Source organism: Streptococcus oralis (assembly GCF_002386345.1).
In the GTDB taxonomy this organism is placed as follows: Bacteria; Bacillota; Bacilli; order Lactobacillales; family Streptococcaceae; genus Streptococcus; species Streptococcus oralis_S.
Window position 1 is genome coordinate 1,326,298 of record NZ_CP023507.1, and the last position, 25,306, is coordinate 1,351,603.

Annotated in this window: 24 protein-coding genes and 1 tRNA gene; 4 read left to right on the forward strand and 21 right to left on the reverse strand. The window is 41.3% G+C overall.

The genetic code is table 11. The features are described 5' to 3' along the window. Window positions 1-51: 51 nt before the first annotated feature. The 14 genes from CO686_RS06600 to cshA all read right to left on the reverse strand — a co-directional run bounded on the left by CO686_RS06600 (window position 52) and on the right by cshA (window position 14,955). The gene (locus CO686_RS06600) at window positions 52-837 is read right to left on the reverse strand and encodes an ABC transporter permease (RefSeq protein WP_096753637.1); all 786 of its coding nucleotides are present in this window, start codon (window positions 835-837) and stop codon (window positions 52-54) included. Between the two features lies 1 nt (window position 838). Beyond that, a complete protein-coding gene (locus tag CO686_RS06605; protein WP_096753638.1) occupies window positions 839-1,657 on the reverse strand; it encodes an ABC transporter permease in 819 nt (272 codons plus the stop codon). Between the two features lies 1 nt (window position 1,658). Continuing rightward, window positions 1,659-2,651, reverse strand: a complete 993-nt coding sequence (locus CO686_RS06610) for an ABC transporter ATP-binding protein (RefSeq protein WP_070569110.1) — start codon at window positions 2,649-2,651, stop codon at window positions 1,659-1,661. A 710-nt stretch (window positions 2,652-3,361) separates the two neighbouring features. Beyond that, on the reverse strand, window positions 3,362-4,231 hold the full coding sequence (locus tag CO686_RS06620; protein WP_096753639.1) for a hypothetical protein: 870 nt from the start codon (window positions 4,229-4,231) through the stop codon (window positions 3,362-3,364). 321 nt (window positions 4,232-4,552) lie between these two features. Then, window positions 4,553-5,434 carry a class II fructose-bisphosphate aldolase gene (locus tag CO686_RS06625; RefSeq protein ID WP_001018995.1) on the reverse strand — a complete coding sequence of 294 codons (882 nt, stop codon included), beginning with the start codon at window positions 5,432-5,434 and terminating at the stop codon, window positions 4,553-4,555. 139 nt (window positions 5,435-5,573) lie between these two features. Beyond that, on the reverse strand, window positions 5,574-6,902 hold the full coding sequence (vncS, locus tag CO686_RS06630; protein ID WP_096753640.1) for a sensor histidine kinase VncS: 1,329 nt from the start codon (window positions 6,900-6,902) through the stop codon (window positions 5,574-5,576). Next, window positions 6,899-7,555: a response regulator transcription factor VncR gene (vncR, locus tag CO686_RS06635; RefSeq protein ID WP_049518934.1), complete on the reverse strand. Its 657-nt coding sequence runs from the start codon at window positions 7,553-7,555 to the stop codon at window positions 6,899-6,901. Before vncR ends, vncS begins: the two co-directional genes overlap by 4 nt. Before the next feature lie 140 nt (window positions 7,556-7,695). After that, entirely contained in the window at window positions 7,696-9,075 is a 1,380-nt protein-coding gene (gene vex3 / locus CO686_RS06640) for an ABC transporter permease subunit Vex3 (RefSeq protein ID WP_096753641.1), read from the reverse strand. Between the two features lie 161 nt (window positions 9,076-9,236). Then, window positions 9,237-9,884 (reverse strand): ABC transporter ATP-binding subunit Vex2, encoded by a 648-nt coding sequence (gene vex2 / locus CO686_RS06645; protein WP_000173738.1) that lies wholly within the window; start codon window positions 9,882-9,884, stop codon window positions 9,237-9,239. Window positions 9,885-9,896: 12 nt separating this feature from the next. Beyond that, entirely contained in the window at window positions 9,897-11,174 is a 1,278-nt protein-coding gene (locus CO686_RS06650) for an ABC transporter permease (RefSeq protein ID WP_001068250.1), read from the reverse strand. Between the two features lie 393 nt (window positions 11,175-11,567). Beyond that, window positions 11,568-11,653: transfer RNA gene (locus tag CO686_RS06655), tRNA-Leu, on the reverse strand. Window positions 11,654-11,733: 80 nt separating this feature from the next. Further along, on the reverse strand, window positions 11,734-12,309 hold the full coding sequence (locus CO686_RS06660; protein WP_096753642.1) for a cysteine hydrolase family protein: 576 nt from the start codon (window positions 12,307-12,309) through the stop codon (window positions 11,734-11,736). Beyond that, complete coding sequence (gene codY / locus CO686_RS06665) at window positions 12,309-13,097, reverse strand: GTP-sensing pleiotropic transcriptional regulator CodY (RefSeq protein WP_000940725.1); 789 nt, start codon at window positions 13,095-13,097, stop codon at window positions 12,309-12,311. Before codY ends, CO686_RS06660 begins: the two co-directional genes overlap by 1 nt. A 283-nt stretch (window positions 13,098-13,380) precedes the next feature. Next, window positions 13,381-14,955: a degradosome RNA helicase CshA gene (cshA, locus tag CO686_RS06670; protein ID WP_096753643.1), complete on the reverse strand. Its 1,575-nt coding sequence runs from the start codon at window positions 14,953-14,955 to the stop codon at window positions 13,381-13,383. A 349-nt stretch (window positions 14,956-15,304) separates the two neighbouring features. Between cshA and CO686_RS06675 the strand changes: the two genes are divergently transcribed. The 4 genes from CO686_RS06675 (at window position 15,305) to CO686_RS06690 (ending at window position 20,162) form a co-directional block, all read left to right on the forward strand. Continuing rightward, on the forward strand, window positions 15,305-16,621 hold the full coding sequence (locus CO686_RS06675) for an FAD-containing oxidoreductase (protein ID WP_096753644.1): 1,317 nt from the start codon (window positions 15,305-15,307) through the stop codon (window positions 16,619-16,621). 205 nt (window positions 16,622-16,826) lie between these two features. Then, complete coding sequence (gene murT, locus CO686_RS06680; RefSeq protein WP_096753645.1) at window positions 16,827-18,170, forward strand: lipid II isoglutaminyl synthase subunit MurT; 1,344 nt, start codon at window positions 16,827-16,829, stop codon at window positions 18,168-18,170. Further along, window positions 18,170-18,952 carry a lipid II isoglutaminyl synthase subunit GatD gene (gatD, locus tag CO686_RS06685; RefSeq protein WP_049500184.1) on the forward strand — a complete coding sequence of 261 codons (783 nt, stop codon included), beginning with the start codon at window positions 18,170-18,172 and terminating at the stop codon, window positions 18,950-18,952. The genes murT and gatD overlap by 1 nt, the downstream gene beginning before the upstream one ends. Window positions 18,953-19,079: 127 nt before the next feature. Beyond that, complete coding sequence (locus tag CO686_RS06690) at window positions 19,080-20,162, forward strand: M24 family metallopeptidase (protein WP_000040925.1); 1,083 nt, start codon at window positions 19,080-19,082, stop codon at window positions 20,160-20,162. Between the two features lie 42 nt (window positions 20,163-20,204). Here the strand turns inward: CO686_RS06690 and CO686_RS06695 are convergent, their stop codons facing one another. From CO686_RS06695 to CO686_RS06725, 7 genes are all read right to left on the reverse strand, one after another. Continuing rightward, on the reverse strand, window positions 20,205-20,666 hold the full coding sequence (locus CO686_RS06695) for an ECF transporter S component (protein ID WP_000814995.1): 462 nt from the start codon (window positions 20,664-20,666) through the stop codon (window positions 20,205-20,207). Beyond that, entirely contained in the window at window positions 20,644-21,417 is a 774-nt protein-coding gene (locus CO686_RS06700) for a bifunctional hydroxymethylpyrimidine kinase/phosphomethylpyrimidine kinase (RefSeq protein ID WP_000794789.1), read from the reverse strand. The genes CO686_RS06695 and CO686_RS06700 overlap by 23 nt, the downstream gene beginning before the upstream one ends. Further along, window positions 21,407-22,156, reverse strand: a complete 750-nt coding sequence (truA, locus tag CO686_RS06705; protein ID WP_000199174.1) for a tRNA pseudouridine(38-40) synthase TruA — start codon at window positions 22,154-22,156, stop codon at window positions 21,407-21,409. The genes CO686_RS06700 and truA overlap by 11 nt, the downstream gene beginning before the upstream one ends. 99 nt (window positions 22,157-22,255) lie before the next feature. Next, window positions 22,256-23,407 (reverse strand): MFS transporter, encoded by a 1,152-nt coding sequence (locus tag CO686_RS06710; RefSeq protein WP_000816259.1) that lies wholly within the window; start codon window positions 23,405-23,407, stop codon window positions 22,256-22,258. A 112-nt stretch (window positions 23,408-23,519) separates the two neighbouring features. Beyond that, a complete protein-coding gene (locus CO686_RS06715; RefSeq protein WP_000775204.1) occupies window positions 23,520-24,143 on the reverse strand; it encodes a Pr6Pr family membrane protein in 624 nt (207 codons plus the stop codon). Between the two features lie 2 nt (window positions 24,144-24,145). Beyond that, window positions 24,146-24,484 carry a zinc ribbon domain-containing protein YjdM gene (locus CO686_RS06720; protein ID WP_001061600.1) on the reverse strand — a complete coding sequence of 113 codons (339 nt, stop codon included), beginning with the start codon at window positions 24,482-24,484 and terminating at the stop codon, window positions 24,146-24,148. Window positions 24,485-24,695: 211 nt separating this feature from the next. Then, the gene (locus CO686_RS06725) at window positions 24,696-25,214 is read right to left on the reverse strand and encodes a Dps family protein (protein ID WP_049500186.1); all 519 of its coding nucleotides are present in this window, start codon (window positions 25,212-25,214) and stop codon (window positions 24,696-24,698) included. Between the last annotated feature and the right edge of the window lie 92 nt (window positions 25,215-25,306).

A 25,306-nucleotide genomic window follows, 5' to 3' on the forward strand; every position in this document is an offset into this window, starting at 1 on the left:
AACGGTTGTTTGTAACATATTTAATTTTTAAATCTCATTCTATTTTATCTCTTAAGAACCAGCACTTTCGTAGGCATCTAAGCCCTTGTCCCATAGTTTCAAAGAAATGACAAAGAAGACAAGGGAAATCAAAATCAACCCACCAATGTTAAAGAGCCCGTCTTTGTCCTGCAAGAAATAGCTGGCAGGATAGTAGGCTGTAAAGGCGAAAGGTACGATAAAGCTAATTAACCAACGAAGAAGCGAATTGTAAATGGAAATTGGGTACTTGGCAAAGTCATTAAACATATAAAAAATGTAAATCATGGCACCTGACTGCTTGGTCCAAAAAGCGATACTGGCAGTCGCGATTTTCAAGGAAGTATAGATCAAGGTCGCAAAAGGAATACAGACTAGAAAAATCAGGAATTTTGGAAGAGTCCAACCAATGCTAGACACTGTGGTCGCTAACAAAATACCACCGACCAATAGTTCGCCCAAGGCATCAATCTGAAAGGTCTCAACCAAGATGTGAAAAAGAGGATTGATAGGACGCGTCAGGTACTTGTCAAACTCTCCTTTTCGCACCAAACGTTGCCCCAGTGCCCAGAGATTGTCAAAAAAGAGATGGTCCAATCCCTTGGGAATTAAGGAAAATCCATAGATAAAGGCGATTTCTTGAAAAGTCCAGCCTTCTAGCGAGGGGATGTGTTGAAAGAGTACATTGAGAAACAAGAGGTTCAGGCCTTGAGTTAGAAAAACTCCTAACACGCCCACCACAAAATCGACCTTGTATTCCATGATTTGCTTGATGTATTGTCTGATAAAAATCAGGTGCATGCGTTGATATTTTTTCATACTAACCTCCTTGAATGGTGATGAATGACTGGACTCGTTTCCAAATCAGCTGAGACAAGCCCGCCATCACTATGAGCCAGAAAACCTGTAGCAAGATAGCTTGAAGAATCTGATTGGCATCGTATTTCCCAACAATGATCATGACAGGAGTGTAGATCAAGGATGAAAAAGGCAAGAAGGACAAGATATCAGAAACAATCTTTGGAAAGAAAGCCAGGGGAATCAAACTTCCAGACATAAAGGCCACTATGGAAGTCTTGAGTAGATTGGAACCCCATAGATTTTTAAACACAAAGGCTGAAAATCCAAAGCAGATATTAAAGAAAAAGTTAATCAGATAGGCCAGCGTTAAGCTAAAAAGATAAAGGGTAGTTAGTCCCAGCACTTCTACTATCCCTTGCTCAGATAAGATTTTCATCAAGACAATAACACTTAAAAATGGCAGTCCAACAGAGATAAAAATCAACCACTTGGATCCAAGCTCTGTAAAGAGGTAAGAAGCCGCAAAATGCACTGGTCGCAACAAACGCATGATAATGGAACCATCCTTGACCTCCTCCCCGATCATAAAGGAGCTATCTGACCTGGTCAACAGATTGGTCACAAAACTCATGATGATGTAGAGGGTGATATCTGCCATACTAAAGCCCTGAATCAAAGACTCCTGCGAGGAATCAAAGACAGCCTTCCAGAGATAAAAAGCCACAAAAGCTCCCATAACATCCCCAATCCGGTAGAGAATAAAGTTGACTCGATAGGTGATCAACTCCTGAACACCTGCATTGATAAAGGGTTTATAACGTCTCCACAATTTGACCATCTTAGAGCTCCTTTCGGTAGAAGCGACGGATAATATCCTCGATATCCGTATCTACCATCTTCAAATCGCGGATTTCAAAATCAGACAGGGTTTGCTTGATAATATCAGCCGACTGGTAGCGGGAACTATCGAATTCAATATTGAGACTGTTTCCTTGTCTATCAATGGTCATATCCGAAGAGCCTTCATAGTGAGAGACAAGATGACTTTGCCCTGGTAGCAGTTCAAAGGAAAGAGTCTTCATCTTGCCAAAGGTTTCCTTGAGCTGGCTAACCGTTCCATCAAAAATCTCTTGCCCCTTATCAATCATAAAAATTCGATCACAGAGTTGCTCAATGTCGCTCAGGTCGTGAGTGGTCAAGAGAATGGTTGTTTCTTCCTCTTGATTGATCTGAGTAATTGCCCGACGAATATTGTCCTTGACCGAAACATCCAAACCAATGGTCGGCTCATCTAAAAAGAGAACCTTGGGATTGTGAAGCAAGGAAGCCGCAATGTCCGCCCTCATCCGTTGCCCCAGTGAAAGAGTTCGCACAGGATCCTTGATAAATTCCTTCAAATCCAAGACTTCATTCAAAAAATCCATGCGTTTATGAAAGAGCGAGTCTGGCACATCGTATATCTCTTTCAAGACCGTATAGGTCTCTTGCAGTGCCAAATCCCACCATAGCTGGGTGCGTTGTCCAAAGACAACCCCGATATCCTTGACATAGTCTTGACGATTGTCCTGTGGAATCTTGCCGTTAATCCGACAAAAACCAGATGTCGGTTTTAAAATTCCTGTCAGCATTTTGATGGTTGTCGACTTCCCAGCACCATTGGCCCCGATAAAGCCTAAAATCTGCCCCTTGGGAACCTCAAAGGTCAAATCCTTGACCGCTTCAAAGGTCTGCTTTTCAGGATGAATAAAGGAGCGCAAAGCTCCCTTTAACCCCGGCTCCTTCACTGTCTTCACAAAATTTTTCTGAAGATGTTCCACTTCTATCATTGCCATAAATCTCTCCCTATCGCAAGGAATAGCAACATTGTATTTTTGACTACAAATATCTAAATCCTTACTTTCTACAACTTCTACATTTTATTACTACAGAAGGCTTTATACCAACCTATTATAGTCCAATAAAAACTAGAATGCAAGCGTTTGCCTATAGATTATGAAATTAGAGATTTCTCTCTTAAAATCATACTTTTAAACAAAAATTCTGGTTTGATAATTTCTTTAAAACAGCAAAAAACCCACCCAATGGGCAGGTTCTGTATGTATTGTTCAGCTAGATTATGCTTTACCTTCTGAACCTAAATCATTTATTCACTATACTTTCTCATACACTAAAAAGGGCTATATTCAGGTATTCTTCTCCCCACACTGTATTGGAACGATTATTAATTACACTCTTTAGTTCTTAAAAAGCAAGGCAAATTGGGGACAAAATTTAATTTTTTTCTATGAACTAAATGTCCTTGTTTGATGGAGAAGTAATTCAGTGTATGCTAACCTTTCTATATAATAGTTTACTTATAAACTATTAACTTCTATGATTTAAAGTAATGTACCTGTGTTGACTAAAAGTAGGAACTACCTGAGAAAAAGTGAGCTAAAACTACTCTTAACTTTATAATCTGGATTGATGGTAACTAACATTATTGAATCCATAATCCATTTAATCTATTTAGATAACATAAACTATCTTGTACAGAACTTAGTCAACTATTTTCAATTTCATTCTTCAAAACATCTACTATACATTCTGCTCTATAACTAATTATCTCCTTTGATTTATTATAGTAATTAGACGCCAAATCGATATATTCATCTCTAGTAATAAAGTCAGACCGAGAACGTCTATTTCTGCCAATATACTCTTTTCTTCGAATTTCAAGAGGTATATCAAAAACATTGTACGGTTTTCCGTCTTCTACATAGCTTTCCAAAAAGAAATCATATATATATTTTTTAAATTCAATTTTATTAAAAATAGTATTTTCTATTAACGAAGAATGTAATACTTCAGAAAAGGTTCTATACTCAGTTTCTATATCCGGATACTTATACTGAAACAATGCTCCAAGAAAGCTATCAAAATAATCTTGAAGAGTATAGTAGTTCGCTCTCTGCCTATTTAAATTTAATTTGTTAGGTATCACAATAAAATTACCAATAGAGTGGTATAAACTTAAATATTCTTCAATATTTTTCAATAAGTTTTTATTTACTTTATATCTTTTGGCAATTAAATATTCCTTTCCAAAAACACTATTAAAAGAATTCATTGTATCTCCTCTAAAAGGATGTTCTACTGCCCCCCAGGAACCTAATTTTTCAAAAGTTAAATCAAAAACATGTCCCCAAATCAATATATATATTGCCTGAGTTATGTAATACATGTCAGGATCAGCTATACTACCAAAATAAAAGTTTCTTTTTTCTCGATCACTAATTCTATTAACAAGAAGAGTAATATCCTCATTTTTTAACATATTAACGTCTCCATTTAATGCATCACTAACAAAACTTTTTACAATATCTAAAGATTTAAAAAAATCTGGAGTCGTTCTATACTCTTCTCTATCCATAAAAAATCCTTTCAATATAATTAATAATTATGAATACTCATAACAATAAAATACTTAATCATTAAAAATCTATTATCATGATAACTTCTCTTTTTAGTATAACAAAAATATTCCTAGGTAACAAATTTTACATCATCGTATTTGACATTGTTTTTATTAATAATTAAATAATTGCTTAATTAGTCTGATGCTAGATTTCACTATAGAAAGTATTACTAAAATAAGTGAAGTAATACAATATAGAAAGTCAACGAATACGGTAAAAGAAAACCAAAAAACCCACCCAATGGGCAGGTTTCTGTATTGTATTATTCAGCTAGATTAAGCTTTACCTTCTGAACCGAATACGTCGATACGTTCTTCAACTGATGCTTGGATAGCTTTTACACCGTCAGCCAAGAATTTACGTGGGTCGAAGAGTTTTTTCTTGTCGTATTCTGCTTCGTTTGCTTCGTAGTCACGAGCAAATTTACGAGTTGCGTTAGCGAATGCGATTTGGCATTCAGTGTTAACGTTAACTTTCGCAACACCAAGTTTGATAGCTGCTTGGATTTGGTCATCAGGAATACCTGAACCACCGTGCAATACGATTGGGAAGCCTGGAAGAGCTTCTGTCAATTTCTTCAAGTGGTCAAGGTCAAGACCTTCCCAGTTTGCTGGGTAAGGACCGTGGATGTTACCGATACCAGCTGCCAAGAAGTCAATACCAGTTGCAACCATTGCTTTAGCGTCTTCGATTGGAGCCAATTCACCTTTACCGATGATACCGTCTTCTTCACCACCGATAGTACCAACTTCAGCTTCTACTGAGATACCTTTAGCGTGTGCTTTTTCAACAACGTCTTTAGCCAATTTAAGGTTTTCTTCAACTGGAAGGTGTGAACCGTCAAACATGATTGAAGTGTAACCAACTTCGATACACTCAAGTGCATCTTCGTAGTGACCGTGGTCAAGGTGAATAGCTACTGGTACAGTGATACCCATTGACTCAACAAGGTTAGCGATCAAGTTGCGAGCAACTTTGTAACCACCCATGTATTTAGCAGCACCCATTGAAGTTTGGATCAAAACTGGAGCTTTTTTAGCTTCTGCTGCGCGCAAGATAGCTTGAGTCCACTCAAGGTTGTTTGTGTTAAATCCACCAACTGCATAACCGTTGTCACGAGCTGCTTGGACAAATTTTTCTGCTGAAACGATTGCCATTTGTCAGGCCTCCTATATATTTTTTGGGACATCCCATTTACATTGTTCATTTTATCACTTTTTGATAAAAAAAGCTAGTTTTTCCCATACTTTAGATTGAATTTCTTCCAATCCAATCAATGTAACCCCTTTCTTCTCCTTAGTCCTGAGTGACTTTGGGATAACGTATGAAGAAACTCAAGCGATCGCCCTGCATCTCAAAATGATAAGGTAATTTCTCATGTTCTAATAAACTTTTGACCACAAAGATCCCCATCCCCGAACCCTTGGCCTTGCGACTAGCATTGTCAGAAAAAGACTGGGCCAGTTTTTCTTGTTCTTCAGGACTACAGCTATTCTCGATATAGAGCTCCCCTTCTCTTTCACCAATTCGAACCAAGCCGCCTGGAGTGGAGTGCTTGATAGCATTGCTGATGAGATTCGATAATATCAGTTTCATAACAGATGGGTTTATGTAAGCCTGCTGATAGGTTAGGCTAATGTCCACCTGAAGTTCTCTCTCCTTGGCGAGCAAAGCATAATCCTTGACCAGACTTTGCGTCATCTGGACTAGGTCAATGTTCTCCTTCTCCTCTCGCAATTCCTGAACAGAAGAAAGAGAAAGTATCTGGAGAACGTGGTGACTGAGGTCATCCACAATTCCCAAGGCAACTCCAAGATAGTGGTCTCTATCCTTATAACGGCCGACATTTTCTTTCATATTTTCGATTAGGATTTTGAGACTAGCCAGAGGTGTTTTCAATTCATGAGAGGCCCCTCGTAGGAACTCAACCTTCATCTTCTCCAGCTGGAGAATAGCTTCATTCTTGTCATGCAAGTCCGCAATGACAGTCAAGAGATGCTGGTAAAGGCTATTGATCTGTTCCTTAAGATCACCTATCTCATCCTTAGAGTCCACGCGCAACCGTACTTGAGCATCCAGTTCCATCATCCGACGGGTCACCCGCTTGATTTCCAAAATCGGGGCAACAATGGTTCGAGCGTAGATGTAGGCTACCAAGAGGGAAATCAGAAAGGATGCCAGCAAGGTATAAGGGAGAAATTGGAGACTAATCTGCTCTGCTTCCTTTTGCAGGTCCATGGAAGCTAGAAATTGAAGTGTCATAGTGCTACCATCTTGGGTTGTCACCTCACGCTCCTCGATAAAGAGAGAGGTGGTCTGGCGATTCGCGTCTAGTGGAAGATTGTCCTTGACCTCTAACTTGTCCTCAGTCATCTCTCCCTTGACGGCCCCCTTGATATCACTAGTCTGGGAATACAAGTCTAAGACTTGCTCGATACTCTGCCTATCCTTTCCTTCTAGGGACTGGGCAATGGCTGTCGCTTTCTGGCCAATGGTTTCCTGACGATGACTCAGATAAGTTGACGGAAAGAGAAAATAAATAGCTAAATGAAGACAAATAACCAGAACACTAAAAATCGAGAAGGTATAGATAAATATCTTTGTAAATAAACCTGTTCGTTTCATTTTCGCTCCAATTTATAACCAACATTGCGCACTGTGAGGATACAATCCAAGTCTAGCTTTTTCCGCAGTTCCTTGATGTAAACATCAATGACACGGTCAAAGGGAACCTCATCTGTCACCTTCCAGACGGCATCAATAATCTGAGAGCGGGTCAAGACTCGTCCTTCATTTTTTACCAGATAGTCCAAAATTTCCAACTCTTTGGCATTAATGGCCACTTCTTGACCTGCGAGGCTTGCACTGTAACTCTCAAAGTCCACCTTGGTGTCCTTATAGGAGAAGACTCGTCCTGTATCGTAGTAGCGCTTGAAAATCGCGTCTACCCTCACTTTTAAGAGGGAGAGGGAGAAGGGTTTTTCCAGATAGCCGTCTGCTAGAGAAGCAAAAGCACTCATCTTGTATTCTTCATCCTGAAAGGCTGTCAGCATCAAAACAGGAACCTGACTGGTCTTACGAATCTCCGCTAGGACTTCTAAACCATTGAGCTTGGGCATCTGGATATCCAGTAAAACTAGTGCTACTTCATAGCTGGAAAATTGTTCTAGGGCTTCCTCGCCGTCCGCAGCCTGAATGGTCTCATAACCACAATCTGTCAAATAGTCACTGATTCCCTCACGAATCATCTCTTCATCTTCTACAATTAAAATTTTCATAGAAAAACCTTTCACATTTCTTTAATTTTCTTTTAAATCATCCCTGTTTCATCCTGAAAGGAAAGGCTTTAGGGAGATGAAATACATAAAAATGCTACCTATATTATACCCCATTTAGGGGAGAATAGGTAGCAAGTTTTTTATTCGCTATCGAGCAAGAGTTCTTTTGGTTGTTTTCTAAGGAGATTGCTTGAAGCAAGCGCCATAACGAGAACCACTAGAACCAAGGCAAGGACAAAGACGATGATAAAGTCTGATGTCTGAATGGAAATGTCTAGGCTCGACAAGGTCTTGCTAAAGCCATCTACTTCTGCACCACCACCAAGGTTAGAGGCTTGAGCTGCCTTGCTGGCTTGCTTGGCAACACCTGAAGTCACATTGGCAAGAACAGTATTTCCGATGGCACGAGCTGTGTAGTTGGCTAGGAAGTAAGCAGAAACGAGAGCAGGAATAGCAATCAAGATTGATTCTGTGATAAATTGACCCAAGATACTTGCCTGCTTGAGACCAATAGAGAGGAGAATTCCCACTTCCTTGCGACGAGCGTTGATCCAAAGACTAAGCAAGAGTGCAAGGAGAAGGACTGAGAAGCTCAAGCTACCCCAGAAGAGGAGGTTGGCCATCTTGTACATACCAGAAATGGATTGCTCTAGAGCTGGGTAGTTAGAGGAGCTCTTCACAAGTGTATAGCTCTTCCAGTTGATACCACTGATGCCATTCAACTCTTTCATGACATCATCCAAGTTCTTGTCTGCTGTTACAAAGAAGGTTGCGTCCCCATAAATAGCTGTGTCTTCTGTGTATCCATAAAGTTTTGCAGCAGTGTGAATGTCTGTGATAGCTGTGTTTTCATAGAGTTCTTGTGAGTAGGTTACTGCTGACTTATTGTGACCATCAAAGAGACCCTTGATGGTTACTTCAACTGTTTCCTTAGCCCCTTTTTCATTGTCTGCGTCGTAGATATTGGAGTCCAGTTTGACCTTATCTCCGACTTTCCAGCCATGTTTAGCTGCCAAGTCCTTGTGCATGAGTATCTTGTCTTTATCGTCGTTGGTTAGGTGCTCACCTTCAACCAGCTTATATGAGCCAGAGACAAACTTATCTTCTTTTGAGGAGTCATTAACACCTGTCAGCATCAAGCTGCTTCCAAAACGCTTGGCACGGTCTGCAGTGAGATTTTTCTTGGTTTCTGGCGTTTCGATGAGGTCGTATCCAGTCAAATCTCCGATAGCGTTGATGCGTTTAACATAAGACTCGATGGCCTTATTTTCGGTGATTTTTTTGATATCCTCACCCTTGATATTCCCAGAACCACGTGGCGTTCCTTGATTGACGCGACGATTGATTTGCATGGAGAAGCTATTGGTGATATTTTTAAAGGTCTCCTGAGAAGCCTTGGCTGTAGCTCCCTTGATCGACAAGCCGACCAAACTCAAGCTCGCCATGAGGAGAATAATCAGGAAGATAACAATCGATTTGAAAAACTTCCTTGTAACATAGGCAAATGCGTTGTGCAACATAGGTTCCCTTTCTAGATGTTGTTCTATTTTATAGTTCTAACAGAAAAAGCTCGTATTATACTCAATGAAAATCAAAGAGCAAACTAGGAAGCTAGCCGTAGGCTGTACTTGAGTACGGCAAGGCAACGCTGACGTAGTTTGAATTTGATTTTCGAAGAGTATTATTTCGTAGTATTGCGAGTTTCAGTCAATTTCTTATTCTTCAATTCAAGCGTAATATCTGACGCTTGCGCCACTTCTTTACTGTGGGTGACGACGATCACACATTTACCTGTTTTCTGGGCAAGTGATTTGAGCAGTTCGATAATATCTCCAGCAGTTTTAGGGTCCAGATTTCCTGTTGGCTCATCAGCTAGAATAACTGGAGCTTCTGAGACTAAACTGCGAGCGATGGCTACACGTTGCTGTTGACCACCTGATAACTGGAGAACGTTCCGCTTGATCTGACTTTCATCCAAACCAAGCTCAAGAAGTGTATCCTTGCTTGCTTTTTTGTTGACCAAGCGGATATTTTCCAGCGGAGAAAGATAATCTATCAAGTTATAATTTTGAAAGACCAGGGAAATATGGTGCATGCGATGGTATGAATACCCCTTGTTCCGAATGTCCTCTCCTTGGAAAAGGATAGAACCTTCAACAGGACTATCTAGACCAGCCAGTAGGGACAAGAGAGTGGATTTTCCTGCTCCTGACTCACCAATGATACTATAAAATTTTCCGGGTTCAAAATTATACTTGATCTGATATAAAACTGCTTCAGCAGTGTTCTTATAACGGTAGGTAACATCTTGCAATTGTAATAAAGTCATGATTTCTCCTTCTTAACTAATAGATGATAAAATTTCTTTCGGCGATTTTCTAAATAGAAATACGAAACAAAGGGCTACAGACAAGCAACCAATCAGGAGCAGAAAGACATAGGATTCTGCAAAGGATAGGAGACTGGTTGATAGACCACTTGCTTTGGCCAGCGTGTCCTGTAAGGTTGCCTGATCTCCACTGGCTAGTACAGTTTGGAGTAGATAGGATGTGATGGCATTTCCAGCGATAAAGGATGGAAGCAAAGCTCCAAGTGATACCAAAACTACCTCTAAACAGAACTGGAGGAAGATCGAACTCTTGCCTTTTCCAAGTGCCAGAAGAATTCCCACTTCGTAGACCCTTTCTCTCAACCAGAGGGACAAGACCAAAATTAAGGCTCCTGCTCCTGCTATCAACATCCCATAAAGGAAGATGGTGAGGAAGGTTTGGAAGGTTGCCACTGAGTCTTTGATTTGCTCAAAGGCCTTGTTTTCCTTCTCGACTTGGTAGCCTTGACTTTCCAAAGCCAAGTTTTCCACCTGCTTCATGAGTCCGTCCATTTCCTTAGGATTTTCTACATAGAAGCGCGCTGCACTGACCTGCGGTTCACTATTTCCCAGAAGGGTTTGGCTACTTTCATAGTCTGTAAAGACCTGGTTTTCACTGAAGTCGGAAGACAAGCCTGTGAACTTTTCTTGTTTTTTACCAGAAAAGATGCCGACAATTTCAAACTCTACTGTTTGCCCCTTTCCAGCTTCGGACTGACCAGCATCCAAGCCAATCTTGTCGTGAAGCGAAAGACCATTCTTCTTGGCCAACTCTTCGTGGATGAGGATTTTCTTGGAGTCCCCTTTTTGAAGGTGTCGCCCTTCTTTTAGATTGAAAGCCGAACTGGTAAAGGTGACATCCTTGGATGAATCCTCGAGAGCCGTTAAGCTAACCAAGTTCTTGTCTGCAGCTGACAAATCATCACGTTCTACGCTCTGCTCACCACTCACCGCTTCCTTGTCTTTCAGTTTTGCGACCGTCTCAAGTTCAGGAGAGACATTTTCCAGTCCCTTAATCTTGCTCACGGATGCAAGGTCAGACAACTTGAAGGTCTGTCCATTTTCTATCTTTTTGATAGAAAATGAAGTATTGAGTGATTTGTAAAGATTGCTTTCTACTGTTTTGTTGGACTTCATCAGAGTCAAACAGGCTGAAATTCCTGCTAAAAGGACAAATAAAATCAGAAATAAAATAAAACTTCTCAGTCGTTTTCTGCTGACATAAGCCCAAGCTCTTTGGATTGGATTCATTTGTCACCTCCATGTTTGTAAGACTATTATAAAATCCAAATATGAAATGTTTATGAAATCGAAAATTTTTTTGATTTATTTTTGAAAAAAACAAAAAAGCTAGCAAACGCTAACTTTCCTTCTTATATAAGGATGTATAGTACCAATCAAAAATCTACTTCATTTTAAAAATGATAGTCACATCTTTCTGATTAGTATTTTTCCATCTCCTAAGTTCTTCATTTTCTGACTAGTTTTTGAGGAAATTCTTGATAGGATGAAATGGAAAACTCAGTTTAAATGTTCTGATACAATGACTGTTCTTGATGCCAATATTTTTCGATATAGGAAACGTAGCCTCTAATCTTATTTGTAAAAACAAAAAAGAGCTAGCCAAAGCTAACTCTTACCCTATGCGGAGAGAGGGACTTGAACCCTCACGACCTAAAGCGGTCACAGGATCCTTAGTCCTGCGCGTCTGCCAATTCCGCCATCCCCGCGTCGATTACTTTACTAGTATATCAACTTTCAAAATCTTTGTCAACACTTTTTTCAGATTTTTTTCATTTTTCCAACAGTCTTATAGTTCAATTTCAGCAAGGTTTTCATCCAGTAATTTTGCTCCCAATGTGTTCTTAAAATGCCCAAGAGCAAACTGATGATTTTCTGGCCAAATAGAGGCAACTGCAGGCTTGACAATCTCGATTTGATAACCTAAATTATAGGCATCAATAGCCGTATGAAGGACGCAAATGTCCGTCAGGACTCCAGTTAAGATAACAGTATCAACCCGACGTTCCCGCAAACGGATATCTAAGTCCGTTCCTGAAAATGCTGAATAGTGACGTTTGTCCATCCAAAAGACGCGACTATCCGCCTCATGCTCAGCATAAAAATCAGCTAGGGGGCCATAAAGGTTACGCCCACTAGTTCCGATGATATTGTGCGGTGGAAAAAGCTTACTTTCTGGGTGGAATGTATCCTTCTCCTCATGAGCATCAATGGTAAAAAAGACATAATCCCCACGTTCAAAAGCCAGTCTGGTTACCTGATCAATGGCTTTTGATATTGCTTGAGCGGGTGCTCCAGCAGTTAGCTTTCCATGATCTGCTACGAAATCCTCTGTATAGTCAATCGAGATTAAAGCTTTTGCCATTAGTAATCCCTCTTTTTCACTTCCTCAAAAATATCACCAATTAGAACTTTGAGATAAGTCCCCTTCATTCCTAATGAACGACTCTCAATAATTCCCGCTGACTCCAGTTTACGAAGCGCATTGACAATCACTGAGCGTGTAATGCCAATACGGTCTGCAATAACAGACGCAGTCAGCTGCCCTTCATTTCCATCCAATTCAGCTAAAATAGCTGATACGGCACGAAGTTCTGAATAGGAAAGGGTGTTGACCGCCATGGTAACAGCCGTACGACGGCGAATATTCTTCTCATCTTCTTCACGTTGGAAGTTCAACAGTTGAATTCCCACAACCGTGCTCGCAATCTCGACAAGGATCAAATCTTCATCTTCAAACTTCTTATCATTGCGCCAAATAATCAACGAACCTAGGCGAATCCCTGATACATGAATCGGAGCGATGGTCGTCAAACCATCTGGAAAGTCCGCACGGCTCTCTACAGGGAAAATAGTCAAATCATGTTCAACAGGAAGATTGGCTTCCGTGTCATAAATCATGTTTGCGCCTTGTACATAGACCTCAGGGAAGGTTTTAGTTTGGAAGAACTGTTCTACACGGTCATTATTTGTCTTATAACGCATAAAGTAGCCCAAGAGACGTCCCTTGTTATTCACAATACAAGCGTTACAGTCAATAATATCAGCTAACTGGCGTGTGATCGCATTGTAAGGAAGTTCATCTTGAAGTTGCTCCTCAGAGCGCTTTAGAATAGACGTGATTTTTCTTGTTTTTTCTAATAAATGTGCCATTTTTTACCTCGCATATAATCGCTTCCATTATAACATAGAAAAGTCTTTATTTCAATAATTATCTGAAAATTGCTTATTTAATTGCAATTTTGAACAGCAAAAATATTTTAGAAAAAAAAGCGATTTTTTTATTGACATCCTATTTTATTTTTGATATTATAACATCATAAGAAGATGACATGATAAATCCCTTTCCGTTTCACCTATCATTTACTATCACCATCTTCTTTTACTATCGGTCTCCTTATATATAAAAGCGATTCACAGTGTGAATCGCTTTTTTCTATTTGTCTCCTTTGTTACGAATAACAAAGCCGGTCTTCTTTTCGCTTGAAGTGTTGCGAGGTTTTTTATTGTCTTTATTACGGTAACGTCTGTCTTTATCAAAACGATCATTTCCACGACTGCCTTTTTTGAAATCATCACGGCGACCACCACGGCGATCACGGTCTCGACGGTCGTCTCCATGACGGCCTCCACGACTTCCCTTACCTTTGCCACCGAATCCATTACCTGATGGTTTAAATGGCAGTGGTTTTTCACGCGCAATCTCCACTTCAGGAAGGCTGTCTGGATCTTGGACAGTCAGACTCAAGATATACATAGCCAATTCTTCTGGACTAAATTCAGCAGCTAACTTACGAGCATCTTTAGCAAATTTCTCAAAGTTCCCACGAATGGCTTCGTCTGCAAAATCACGTTCGATTTTCTTGAGCGCTACTTGTTTCTTAGCTTGGAAGGCTTCTTCTGCTGTCGCTGGTTTCAAGCCTTTCATGCGTTTCTTAGTCAAGTTTTCGATGATTTGAAGGTAGCCCATTTCATTTGGTGCTACGAAAGTAATAGATTGACCTGACTTACCAGCACGACCTGTACGGCCGATACGGTGAACATAACTTTCAGGATCTTGTGGAATATCGTAGTTGTAGACATGGGTCACACCTGAGATATCCAAACCACGTGCTGCCACGTCTGTCGCAACCAAAACATCAAGATTCCCATTTTTAAAATCACGAAGGACACGAAGACGTTTGTTTTGGTCTAGGTCTCCATGAATTCCTTCTGCACGGAAGCCACGGATTTTAAGACCACGAGTCAATTCATCTACACGACGTTTGGTACGACCAAATACGATAGCAAGCTCAGGCTGTTCCACATCCATAAGACGAGTCATGGTATCAAATTTTTCTTGTTCTTTAACACGAATATAGTATTGGTCAACCAATTCTGTTGTCAATTCCTTAGCCGCAATCTTCACATGCTCAGGTTCTTTCATAAACTGAACACCAATACGTTTGATAGCATCTGGCATGGTTGCTGAAAAGAGCAAGGTTTGACGATTTTCAGGGACACGGGAAATGATGGCTTCAATGTCTTCAAGGAAGCCCATATTGAGCATTTCATCCGCTTCATCAAGGATGAGGGTTTCAATGTCTTGTAATTTCAAGGCCTTGCGTTTAATCAAGTCCAAGAGACGGCCTGGTGTTCCTACCACGATGTGAGCACCAGATTTAAGAGCTTTGATTTGTTTTTCAATGCTGGAACCACCATAAACTGAGCGAACTTTCACTCCTTTGCTACGGCCAAAGCGGAAGAGTTCTTCTTGGCTTTGGACAGCGAGTTCACGAGTTGGAGCAATAACCAAGGCTTGGATGGTCGCTTCTTCTGTACGGATTTTTTCAAGGGTTGGCAAGCCAAAGGCTGCAGTTTTTCCTGTACCTGTCTGAGCTTGACCGATAACGTCTTTTCCTTCGAGGGCCAAGGGAATGGTCTGTTCTTGGATAGGACTGGCTTCTACAAATCCAGCTTTTTCAATCTCTGCTAGCAATTCAGCAGACAAGTTAAATTCATTAAATTTCACGTTATTCTTCTTTCTAAAGGTGGTGCGAAGCCACCCTATAGGGCTTTAGTTTATACTTTTCTTTTCATGACGTATCTTCTACAAAAAAGAGATACCGTGTTGCTTCTTTTCCACGAAAGAAAAGTACGAGTTTCTTTGCAACCTATCTAGTATAACACAAGAGAGAGGCAAAAGATAGTAGAATCCTTAAGGAAAATCATGTAAACGATTTTCTAGCAGTAAAGTAGCCCGAAACTGGTTTTTCAAAGGATTTGAAGGGAGCATTTCAAACTCACTCCATTTCCCGTAGCAGAATTGTGCAAAAGTTTTTTTCTTGTGCTAGAATTAAATCAAATAGGAGGATTTAAAAATGTTAACATACGATTTAATTGTCATTGGATTTGGTAAAGCCGGTAAGACTTTGGCTGCTAAGATGAATGCGGCTGGAAAAAAAGTTGCTGTCATCGAGCGCAGTAAAGCGATGTATGGTGGTACTTGCATTAATATTGCTTGTATCCCAACCAAGACTATGATTGTAGCGGCTGAAAAGGGCTGGTCATTTGACGATACCATGAAAGAGCGTGGTGCAGTGACTGGTCGTCTTAACGCTAAAAATTATAAAATGTTGGCCGATAATGGCGTTGATGTCATTGATGCAGAGGCACATTTCGTGTCAAATAAGGTGATCGAGATCCAGGCTGGTGACGAAAAACAAGAAATGACTGCTGAAACAATCGTCATCAACACTGGCGCTGTTTCAAACGTCTTGCCAATTCCTGGACTTGCTACAAGTAAAAATGTCTTTGACTCAACAGGTATCCAAAACTTGGACAAATTGCCTGAAAAACTTGGAGTCCTTGGTGGTGGAAACATCGGTCTTGAATTTGCTGGACTCTACAACAAACTTGGTAGCAAAGTCACAGTCCTAGATGCCTTGGATACATTCCTTCCTCGTGCAGAACCTTCCATCGCAGCTCTTGCTAAACAATACATGGAAGAAGACGGTATTGAATTGCTTCAAAATATCCGTACTACTGAAATTAAAAATGACGGTGACCAAGTCCTTGTCGTAACTGAAAACGAAACATACCGTTTCGATGCCCTTCTCTATGCAACCGGACGTAAACCAAATGTAGAACCACTTCAACTTAAAAATACAGACATTGAACTAACTGAACGTGGCGCTATTAAAGTAGACAAACACTGCCAAACAAACGTTCCTGGCGTCTTTGCAGTTGGGGATGTCAACGGTGGACTTCAATTTACTTACATTTCACTTGATGACTTCCGTGTTGTCTACAGCTACCTTGCTGGAGATGGCAGCTACACACTTGAAGACCGTCTCAATGTACCAAACACCATGTTCATCACACCTGCACTTTCACAAGTTGGTTTGACTGAAAGCCAAGCAGCTGATTTGAAACTTCCATACGCTGTGAAAGAAATTCCAGTTGCAGCAATGCCTCGTGGTCACGTAAATGGAGACCTTCGCGGTGCCTTCAAAGCTGTTGTTAATACTGAAACAAAAGAAATTCTTGGAGCAAGTATCTTCTCAGAAGGTTCTCAAGAAATCATCAACATCATCACTGTTGCCATGGACAACAAGATTCCTTACACTTACTTCACAAAACAAATCTTCACTCACCCAACCTTGGCTGAGAACTTGAATGACTTATTTGCGATTTAAGTTGAGACTGATTTGTTAGCTAACAGCCCGACGAGGGCTGTTTTTGTTTCTGCGAAATCTCATACTCTTCGAAAGTCAAATTCAAACTACGTCAGCTTCACCTTGCCGTACTCAAGTACAGCCTGCGGCTAGCTTCCTAGTTTGCTCTTTGATTTTCATTGAGTATCAAATCTGTCTTTTCCCTCTTTTATGATATAATAGAAACATGAAATTAAAAACTACTTTGGGCCTCCTAGCTGGGCGTTCTTCTCACTTCGTTTTAAGCCGTCTTGGCCGCGGAAGTACGCTCCCAGGAAAACTCGCCCTTCAATTTGATAAAGATATTTTACAAAATCTAGCTAAGAACTACGAGATTGTCGTGGTCACTGGAACCAACGGGAAAACCCTGACAACTGCTCTCACTGTCGGCATTTTAAAAGAAGTTTATGGTCAGGTTCTGACCAATCCTAGTGGCGCCAATATGATCACAGGGATAACGACAACCTTCTTGACGGCCAAATCCTCTAAAACTGGGAAAAACATTGCCGTCCTCGAAATCGACGAAGCCAGTCTTTCTCGTATCTGTGACTATATCCAGCCTAGCCTTTTTGTCATCACTAACATTTTCCGTGACCAGATGGACCGCTACGGTGAGATTTACACAACTTATAACATGATTTTGGATGCCATCCGTAAGGTGCCTACGGCTACTGTTCTCCTCAATGGTGACAGTCCGCTTTTCTACAAGCCAGCTATTCCAAATCCTGTAGAGTATTTTGGTTTTGACTTGGAAAAAGGGCCAGCCCAACTGGCTCACTACAATACCGAAGGAATCCTCTGCCCTGACTGTCAAGGCATCCTCAAATATGAGCACAATACCTATGCCAACTTGGGTGCCTATATCTGTGAAAATTGTGGTTGCAAACGACCTGACTTGGACTACCGTCTGACAGACTTGGTTGAGTTGACCAACAATCGCTCTCGTTTTGTCATTGACGGACAAGAATACGGAATCCAAATCGGTGGACTTTACAACATCTACAATGCCCTTGCTGCGGTCGCTATTGCCCGTTTCCTCGGGGCTGATTCACAACTCATCAAGCAAGGATTTGATAAGAGCCGTGCTGTCTTTGGACGCCAGGAAACCTTCCATATCGGCGACAAGGAATGTACTCTCGTCTTGATTAAGAATCCAGTCGGTGCAACTCAGGCTATCGAGATGATCAAACTAGCTCCTTATCCATTTAGCCTATCTGTCCTTCTCAACGCCAACTATGCTGATGGGATTGATACTAGCTGGATTTGGGATGCTGACTTTGAACAAATCACTGACATGGACATTCCAGAAATAAACGCTGGCGGTGTTCGTCATTCTGAAATCGCACGTCGTCTACGAGTGACAGGCTATCCAGCTGAGAAAATCACTGAAACAAGCAATCTAGAGCAAGTTCTCAAGACCATTGAGAACCAAGACTGCAAGCATGCCTATATCCTGGCTACCTATACTGCTATGCTGGAATTCCGTGAACTGCTGGCTAGTCGTCAGATTATTAGAAAGGAGATGAACTGATGGTTTATACTTCACTTTCCTCAAAAGCTGGCAACTACCCTTATCAGCTCAACATCGCCCACCTCTATGGAAACCTCATGAATACCTACGGGGACAATGGAAACATCCTCATGCTCAAGTATGTGGCTGAAAAACTGGGGGCACATGTGACGGTTGACATCGTTTCTCTCCATGATGACTTTGACGAAAATCACTACGATATCGCCTTTTTCGGTGGCGGCCAAGACTTTGAACAAAGCATCATCGCAGGCGATCTTCCTGCTAAAAAAGAAAGCATTGACAACTACATCCAAAACGACGGAGTGGTTCTAGCCATCTGTGGTGGTTTCCAACTATTGGGGCAATATTATGTTGAGGCTTCAGGGAAACGCATCGAAGGTCTAGGGGTCATGGGCCACTATACCCTCAACCAGACCAATAATCGCTTTATCGGTGACATCAAAATTCACAATGAAGATTTCAATGAAACCTACTATGGATTTGAAAATCACCAGGGCCGTACCTTCCTCTCGGATGACCAAAAACCACTGGGACAGGTGGTCTATGGAAATGGAAACAACGAAGAAAAGGTCGGCGAAGGGGTTCATTATAAGAATGTCTTTGGTTCCTACTTCCACGGACCTATCCTCTCTCGTAATGCCAATCTAGCTTATCGCCTGGTCACTACTGCCCTTAAGAAGAAATACGGTCAGGATATCCAACTCCCTGCCTATGAAGACATTCTCAGTCAAGAAATCGCTGAAGAATACAGCGACGTCAAAAGCAAGGCTGACTTTTCTTAAAGAAATGAAAGCTATATCAAAGAACTCCCCTATCTTGTCGGAGTTCTTTTTGCCTGCTATTTTACCCTTCTCCCTTGCATTTTCTCTCTTTTTTTGCCAAAATAGAGGGGTAGAAAGAAGGTAGCATATGTCTAAATTACAACAAATCGTAACATATCTTGAATCAGAAAAACTAGACGTCGCTGTCGTATCTGACCCCGTCACTATTAATTACCTCACTGGCTTTTACAGTGATCCCCATGAACGCCAAATGTTCCTCTTTGTCCTAGCGGATCAGGAACCTCTCCTCTTTGTCCCAGCTCTCGAAGTGGAACGTGCAAGTAGCACCGTTTCCTTCCCGGTTGCGGGCTATGTAGATTCTGAAAATCCATGGCAAAAAATCAAAAATGCTTTGCCGCAGCACGACTTCAAACGTGTCGCTGTTGAGTTTGACAATCTCATCTTGACCAAATACCATGGTTTGAAAACAGTTTTTGAAACTGCTGAGTTTGAAAACCTCACTCCTCGCATTCAACGCATGCGCCTCATCAAATCAGCTGATGAAGTGCAAAAAATGATGGTTGCAGGGCTCTATGCTGATAAGGCTGTTAAGGTTGGTTTTGACAATATTTCTCTTGATAAGACGGAAACAGACATCATTGCCCAAATCGATTTTGCCATGAAAGGTGAAGGCTATGAAATGAGCTTTGATACTATGGTCTTGACTGGCGATAACGCTGCAAATCCGCACGGAATTCCTGGTGCAAACAAAGTTGAAAAGGACGCCCTTCTCCTCTTTGACCTCGGTGTCATGGTTAATGGCTATGCCTCAGATATGACTCGTACGGTCGCTGTCGGTAAACCAGACCAGTTCAAAAAAGATATTTACAACTTGACGCTTGAAGCCCAACAAGCTGCCCTTGACTTCATCAAGCCAGGTGTGACTGCCCATGAAGTGGACCGCGCCGCCCGTGAGGTCATCGAAAAAGCTGGTTACGGTGAGTACTTCAACCACCGTCTCGGTCACGGTATCGGTATGGATGTCCACGAATTCCCATCTATCATGGAAGGTAACGACATGGTCATCGAAGAAGGCATGTGCTTCTCTGTTGAACCTGGTATCTATATCCCGGGCAAAGTCGGTGTTCGTATCGAAGACTGCGGTGTTGTCACTAAGGATGGATTTGACCTCTTTACCAGCACCAGCAAAGATTTGCTTTATTTTGATTAAACATAGAGACAAGCAAAAAGTCAGCTATTGAAGCTGACTTTTTTATTTTATCTTCTTGACACTCTGAAAGACTACAAATCCCACAACCATTCCCAAGGTATTTTGTAGGAAGTTTGGAAGGATTTCTGGCAAGGCTGCTGACCAGCCATTCATTAGAGTTGAGCCCAGAGCGTAGCCACTTACCATGACGATAGTAGCCAAGACAAGGCCTAGCCATTGCCATTTCCCTTTAAAACCTGCAAAAAATCCTTGCAAGCCATGGTTTACCAAGCTAAAGAACATCCACTGTGGAAAGCCTGATAAAAGGTCAAGCAGAAAAGCTGCTAGTCCTCCAACGACGGCCCCTTCTTTACTGCCAAAGTAAAAGGCAGTAAAGAAAATACCTGCATCCAAGAGAGTCAATATTCCTGTTGGCGTTCCAATTTTCAAGTAATAACCTAGAACCACAGAAAGGGCGGTTAAGAGGGATACAAGGGCGATTTTAGTTGTTTTGGTTTGCTTCATATTGTCTTACTCCATATTGATCTGCTTGTGCAATAGCACGGTAAACGAAAGCTTTCGAGCTCTCTACTGCTGGTAAAAGTTCATCCCCTTTAACCAAGTGACTGGCGATGCTTGAGGCAAAGGTACATCCTGCACCCGCATTTTGGCCTTGAATGACTGGGTTTTCTAGAACAGTGAAAGTTTGTCCATCATAAAAGACATCCACTGCCTTGTCCTGACTGAGGCGATTGCCTCCCTTGATAATAACTGCTGGCGCTCCTAAATCATGCAATTTCTGCGCTGCAGTTTTCATATCTTCCAATGTTTTGATCTCTTGACCCGCTAACAATTCTGCTTCAGGAAGATTTGGCGTAATCACACTGACATGAGGGAAAAAACGAATCAACTCTTGGCAGAGCTCACTAACAGCCACGTCGTGCGTTTCCTTGCAGACCAAAACGGGGTCCAATACCACAGGCACTCCTGGACGTTGCTTGATAAAGTCCAAGGCCTTCTCAGCCACACTGACAGTAGGAAGAAGGCCAATCTTAATCCCTGCAAACTCGACATCACGTAAGCTATTCAACTCATGTTGGAAAATAGTATCATCTGTAGGGAAGACTTCAAACCCCTTCTCTGTCAAGGCTGTCAAACAAGTCACTGCTACAAAGCCATGCAAGCCGTTTAAGGTATAGGTGGCAAGATCAGCTGATAAACCACCACCACTAAAAATATCATTCCCAGAAAGGGCTAAAATACGATTATTCTTCATAACGAATCTCCTTTAAATACAAGCCATTCGGTGCAGCCGTTGGACCTGCTAGCTGCCTGTCCTTCTTCTCCAAAATCAAGTCAATCTGCTCAACTGGCATTCGATTATTTCCGATTTTGAGCAGTGTCCCCACCATATTACGAATCTGTTTATATAAGAATCCATTTCCTGAAAAGGTAAAAGTCAAAAACTGCCCTGTCTCATCAACACTAAGACTGGCTTCTGTAATGGTCCGAACCTTGTCCTCTACACTGGTTCCAGATGCTGTAAAACCGGTAAAATCGTGGGTTCCTTCTAATTTCTTGACAGCCTCCTGCATCCGCTCCACATCGAGGGGATAGGGAAAGTGAGTAGCATAGTGACGGCGCATGGGATTTTTAGGACGCCCCCTATCTACTATAAACTCATAGGTCTTGCTATGTTTTGCATAACGGCAATGAAAATCATCCGCCACAATCTCAATCGAAATCACATCGATATCTTCTGGTGACTGAGTATCCAGAGCAAAACGGAGTTTTTCCTCATCCATCTGATAGGGCAGATCAAAATGAATGACCTGTTCCAGAGCATGGACCCCACTATCCGTCCTACCAGCACCATGAACAGCGATGGCTTGCCCCTTATTGAGTCTCGTTAAGGTTTTTTCGATTTCCTCTTGAACGCTCCGCGCATGAGGCTGGCGCTGAAAACCGGCAAAAGCAAAACCATCATAAGAAATAGTTGCTTTATATCTTGTCATAACTTCTATTTTATCAGGAAATAAAAGTGTAAACAAGTTTAAAAACCAATAATTGTCTGGGTACAAAATTCCCAGAAAGAAAAACTTAGGAAATTAATCCTAAGCTCTCTTTTGAAGTGCGTACATAACAAAGATAGAAGTGACAATCAACCAACATCCTAAAATGGTGAAGACCAACATACCATTTTGAGTCACCAAGCCAATCGCCCCAAGAATGAAAGGTGTCGTAAAGGCTCCAAAGCTGCATCCTAGCACTGCAAAAGATGTTGCCTGATTAAGGAGCTTGGCTGGGATTCTTTCAGAAAGAAGCTGAAAGACAGTGGTCAAGGCCACACTGTAGGAAAAACCTGCCACAACACTTCCAACTACCATCACACCCAATGACGGAGACAAGGCAATCACAATCTGCCCCAATCCAAAGGTGATACCTGACCAAAGGAGCAATCTTTCTTTAAATAGAGAGATAAAGAAAGAAAAACTCACACCTGCCAAGATACCAATCAACTGCATAATACTTAAGACCAAGCTCGATAACTGGGCATCCCCTAGACCTCTTTCCACCATCAGACTAGGAATACGAATGGTGATAGCTGTGTTGGTGCAGACAACAACTGCTGCTTCGACAGCCAATAGAAAAATTAATCCTTTCATCTTTCCTGTCAAACGAGTCGTTTCGGTCTCTTTTTTCTTTGTTTCTTTCTTTTCTTTCCCATAAGGGACAAAGAGCAGATAAAGGATCAATACTAAAAATCCCGCACTGTAGGCCAAGAAGGTCACAGTCCACCCCAAGGATAAGAGTTGACCGACCACTAGAGTCAAAATCGATGCCCCGACAACTTCTGCTGACCCGCGAAGACCCAACATCTGAATCCGTGTCTTTCCATGATAGCGTTCGCTGATGATAGAAATAGCCTTGGCATTGATCATCCCAACACCCAAGCCAAATAAAATCCGCATCGCAAAGACAAAGTTGTACTCCTGATACCAGAAAGGGGCAGTTCCACCGATAGAAAGGATGAGAAGTCCTAGACTAATCTGAAGTCGCTCAGGAAATAACCGCTCCAAAAACCCATTTAAAACCAGCATAATCATAATTCCAAAAGAAGGAAGACTGACCAGGAGCTCGATTTGTTCTTTGGGATAGCCTTGATAGTAGTCAAACATGGCTGGCAGAGCACTTGAGATGGAGAAGGAGGTAATCAAAACGAGGGAGAGGGCCAAAATACTAGCCCGTTCTAAATATTGTTTCATGAATTTTCTTTCTGTATATTTCTCACTGTTGATCCTTTTAAAAGGAAGATGGCAAGAAAAGAAGGAGCCCGATTGAACTAGAGACTCCGTCCTAACTTTCCTAATAGGAAGACTATTTTCGCTTGATTTGCTTGATCAGATAGAAGATGAAGCCTGCAACCATATAGGCCGCAAAAATGATCAAACACCATTTGATAACCACGTCCCAACCCTTGTTCACATTTAAAAAGAAATAAGGGAAGGGATTGTCCTTGGAATTCGGAATATTGAGTTTTAAGACCAAGCCGTTAAACAAGGCAAAAATCATATAAACCAAGGGCAGGATGGTCCACAAGACTGGATCCCAGATCTTGTATTGACCCCGTTTATCGAAGAAGAGGGTATCGGCTAAAAACCAGAGTGGAACGATATAGTGGCAAAGGAAATTTTCCACACGGTAAAAGTCTGTCGCAATCGGAGCAAGCATAAAATGGTAAATCACACAGGTAATCATGATACTCATGGTAACACCACCCTTGAGACGAAGCAAGGTCGGACTTTGCCAATTTTCACCTGAACGGCTCATCACACGGAGCAGATAGCCCGTGAAAATCGTTACCAAAAGATTGGACAACACTGTGTAGTAAAGGAGCATACCAAAGCCACCGTGCTTGGTAATTTCTAAATAAACCCCTGTAAATGCCGCTAAAAACAAGAGCACACGACTATAAAAGATAAATTTATAATTCAGTTTCATGGCTAGATTTTCTTAACAAATTCTGACTTGAGTTTCATAGCTCCAAAACCATCAATCTTACAGTCGATGTTGTGGTCACCTTCTACGATACGGATATTTTTAACACGAGTTCCTTGTTTCAAATCCTTAGGTGCACCTTTTACTTTCAAGTCCTTGATGAGGGTTACAGTATCGCCGTCAGCCAATTTATTTCCATTGGCATCGATAGCAACAACACCTTCTTCTACTTCTGCAACTTCAGCAGGATTCCATTCATAGGCACACTCTGGGCAAACCAAGAGACTTCCGTCTTCGTAGACATATTCTGAATTACATTTTGGGCAATTTGGTAAGTTGTTCATGGGTTCTCCTTATAACATTTCACTATTCTTTGAAAATCAAAATTTCTCGAACAGCAACTATTATACCGTAAAATCCTAGATTTGACAATGTTTCCTAAGGGCTAGCAAACAAAAAAGTCATGCACCTTTTTACAGTTACATGACTTTTAAAAGATGATTGATCATGGGCACTTATCAAGCACCTCATGATAAAAGGGGTAGCAACTATATCTTACAAACCAGGAGCTTGTCCAAGTTCTGCTGTAAGCATCCAAACTGTTTTCTCAAGTTCAGCCTTAGCCCCAACAAAGATATCGTTTGTAACATCATCACCTTCTTCGTCAGTTACATCCAAAGCTTTTTGGAAAAGAGTGATGAGGTAGCGATAAATTGCTAGAACACGTTCCAAGCTTTCTTCAACGTTACGGAATTCTCCTTCTTCTTCTTCGATTTCACTGTGTTGAAGGAATTCTGTCAAAGTTGAATAAGGTTTTCCACCAAGAGTAATCAAACGTTCACTGATTTCGTCAAGATAGCTATCAAGACTGTCCATGTATTCATCCATTTTTGGATGCCATACGAGGAAGCCACGACCACGCATATACCAGTGAACTTGGTGAAGGGCAATGTGAGCCACATACAAGTCCGCTACTGCTTGGTTCAATACTTCCTTTGTTTTTGCCAATGCTACTGGCGCTGTTTTAGATAATGTTGTTACGTCTTTTACTGCTTCTTTTTTCAATTCAACCATATTTCTTACCTCTTTTCATTTTTTTATAACTACTTCACAGTAGCTATAATACAAGTATACTACTACCAGAAAATGATATCAAGGAAAATGTA

Excerpts from the sequence above, each read along its gene's own strand:
- vex2 (WP_000173738.1), bottom strand. The coding sequence starts at position 9,884 with ATGACTTTATTACAATTGCAAGATGTTACCTACCGTTATAAGAACACT.
- CO686_RS06700 (WP_000794789.1), bottom strand. The coding sequence starts at position 21,417 with ATGAAGAATAATCGTATTTTAGCCCTTTCTGGGAATGATATTTTTAGT.
- CO686_RS06715 (WP_000775204.1), bottom strand. The coding sequence starts at position 24,143 with ATGAAACTGAATTATAAATTTATCTTTTATAGTCGTGTGCTCTTGTTT.
- CO686_RS06695 (WP_000814995.1), bottom strand. The coding sequence starts at position 20,666 with ATGAAGCAAACCAAAACAACTAAAATCGCCCTTGTATCCCTCTTAACC.
- truA (WP_000199174.1), bottom strand. The coding sequence starts at position 22,156 with ATGACAAGATATAAAGCAACTATTTCTTATGATGGTTTTGCTTTTGCC.
- CO686_RS06625 (WP_001018995.1), bottom strand. The coding sequence starts at position 5,434 with ATGGCAATCGTTTCAGCAGAAAAATTTGTCCAAGCAGCTCGTGACAAC.
- vex3 (WP_096753641.1), bottom strand. The coding sequence starts at position 9,075 with ATGTTGCACAACGCATTTGCCTATGTTACAAGGAAGTTTTTCAAATCG.
- CO686_RS06725 (WP_049500186.1), bottom strand. The coding sequence starts at position 25,214 with ATGGTTGAATTGAAAAAAGAAGCAGTAAAAGACGTAACAACATTATCT.
- CO686_RS06660 (WP_096753642.1), bottom strand. The coding sequence starts at position 12,309 with ATGGCAAAAGCTTTAATCTCGATTGACTATACAGAGGATTTCGTAGCA.
- vncR (WP_049518934.1), bottom strand. The coding sequence starts at position 7,555 with ATGAAAATTTTAATTGTAGAAGATGAAGAGATGATTCGTGAGGGAATC.
- gatD (WP_049500184.1), top strand. The coding sequence starts at position 18,170 with ATGGTTTATACTTCACTTTCCTCAAAAGCTGGCAACTACCCTTATCAG.
- murT (WP_096753645.1), top strand. The coding sequence starts at position 16,827 with ATGAAATTAAAAACTACTTTGGGCCTCCTAGCTGGGCGTTCTTCTCAC.
- CO686_RS06710 (WP_000816259.1), bottom strand. The coding sequence starts at position 23,407 with ATGAAACAATATTTAGAACGGGCTAGTATTTTGGCCCTCTCCCTCGTT.
- CO686_RS06650 (WP_001068250.1), bottom strand. The coding sequence starts at position 11,174 with ATGAATCCAATCCAAAGAGCTTGGGCTTATGTCAGCAGAAAACGACTG.
- CO686_RS06690 (WP_000040925.1), top strand. The coding sequence starts at position 19,080 with ATGTCTAAATTACAACAAATCGTAACATATCTTGAATCAGAAAAACTA.
- CO686_RS06610 (WP_070569110.1), bottom strand. The coding sequence starts at position 2,651 with ATGGCAATGATAGAAGTGGAACATCTTCAGAAAAATTTTGTGAAGACA.
- vncS (WP_096753640.1), bottom strand. The coding sequence starts at position 6,902 with ATGAAACGAACAGGTTTATTTACAAAGATATTTATCTATACCTTCTCG.
- CO686_RS06620 (WP_096753639.1), bottom strand. The coding sequence starts at position 4,231 with ATGGATAGAGAAGAGTATAGAACGACTCCAGATTTTTTTAAATCTTTA.
- CO686_RS06605 (WP_096753638.1), bottom strand. The coding sequence starts at position 1,657 with ATGGTCAAATTGTGGAGACGTTATAAACCCTTTATCAATGCAGGTGTT.
- CO686_RS06600 (WP_096753637.1), bottom strand. The coding sequence starts at position 837 with ATGAAAAAATATCAACGCATGCACCTGATTTTTATCAGACAATACATC.
- CO686_RS06675 (WP_096753644.1), top strand. The coding sequence starts at position 15,305 with ATGTTAACATACGATTTAATTGTCATTGGATTTGGTAAAGCCGGTAAG.
- CO686_RS06720 (WP_001061600.1), bottom strand. The coding sequence starts at position 24,484 with ATGAACAACTTACCAAATTGCCCAAAATGTAATTCAGAATATGTCTAC.
- codY (WP_000940725.1), bottom strand. The coding sequence starts at position 13,097 with ATGGCACATTTATTAGAAAAAACAAGAAAAATCACGTCTATTCTAAAG.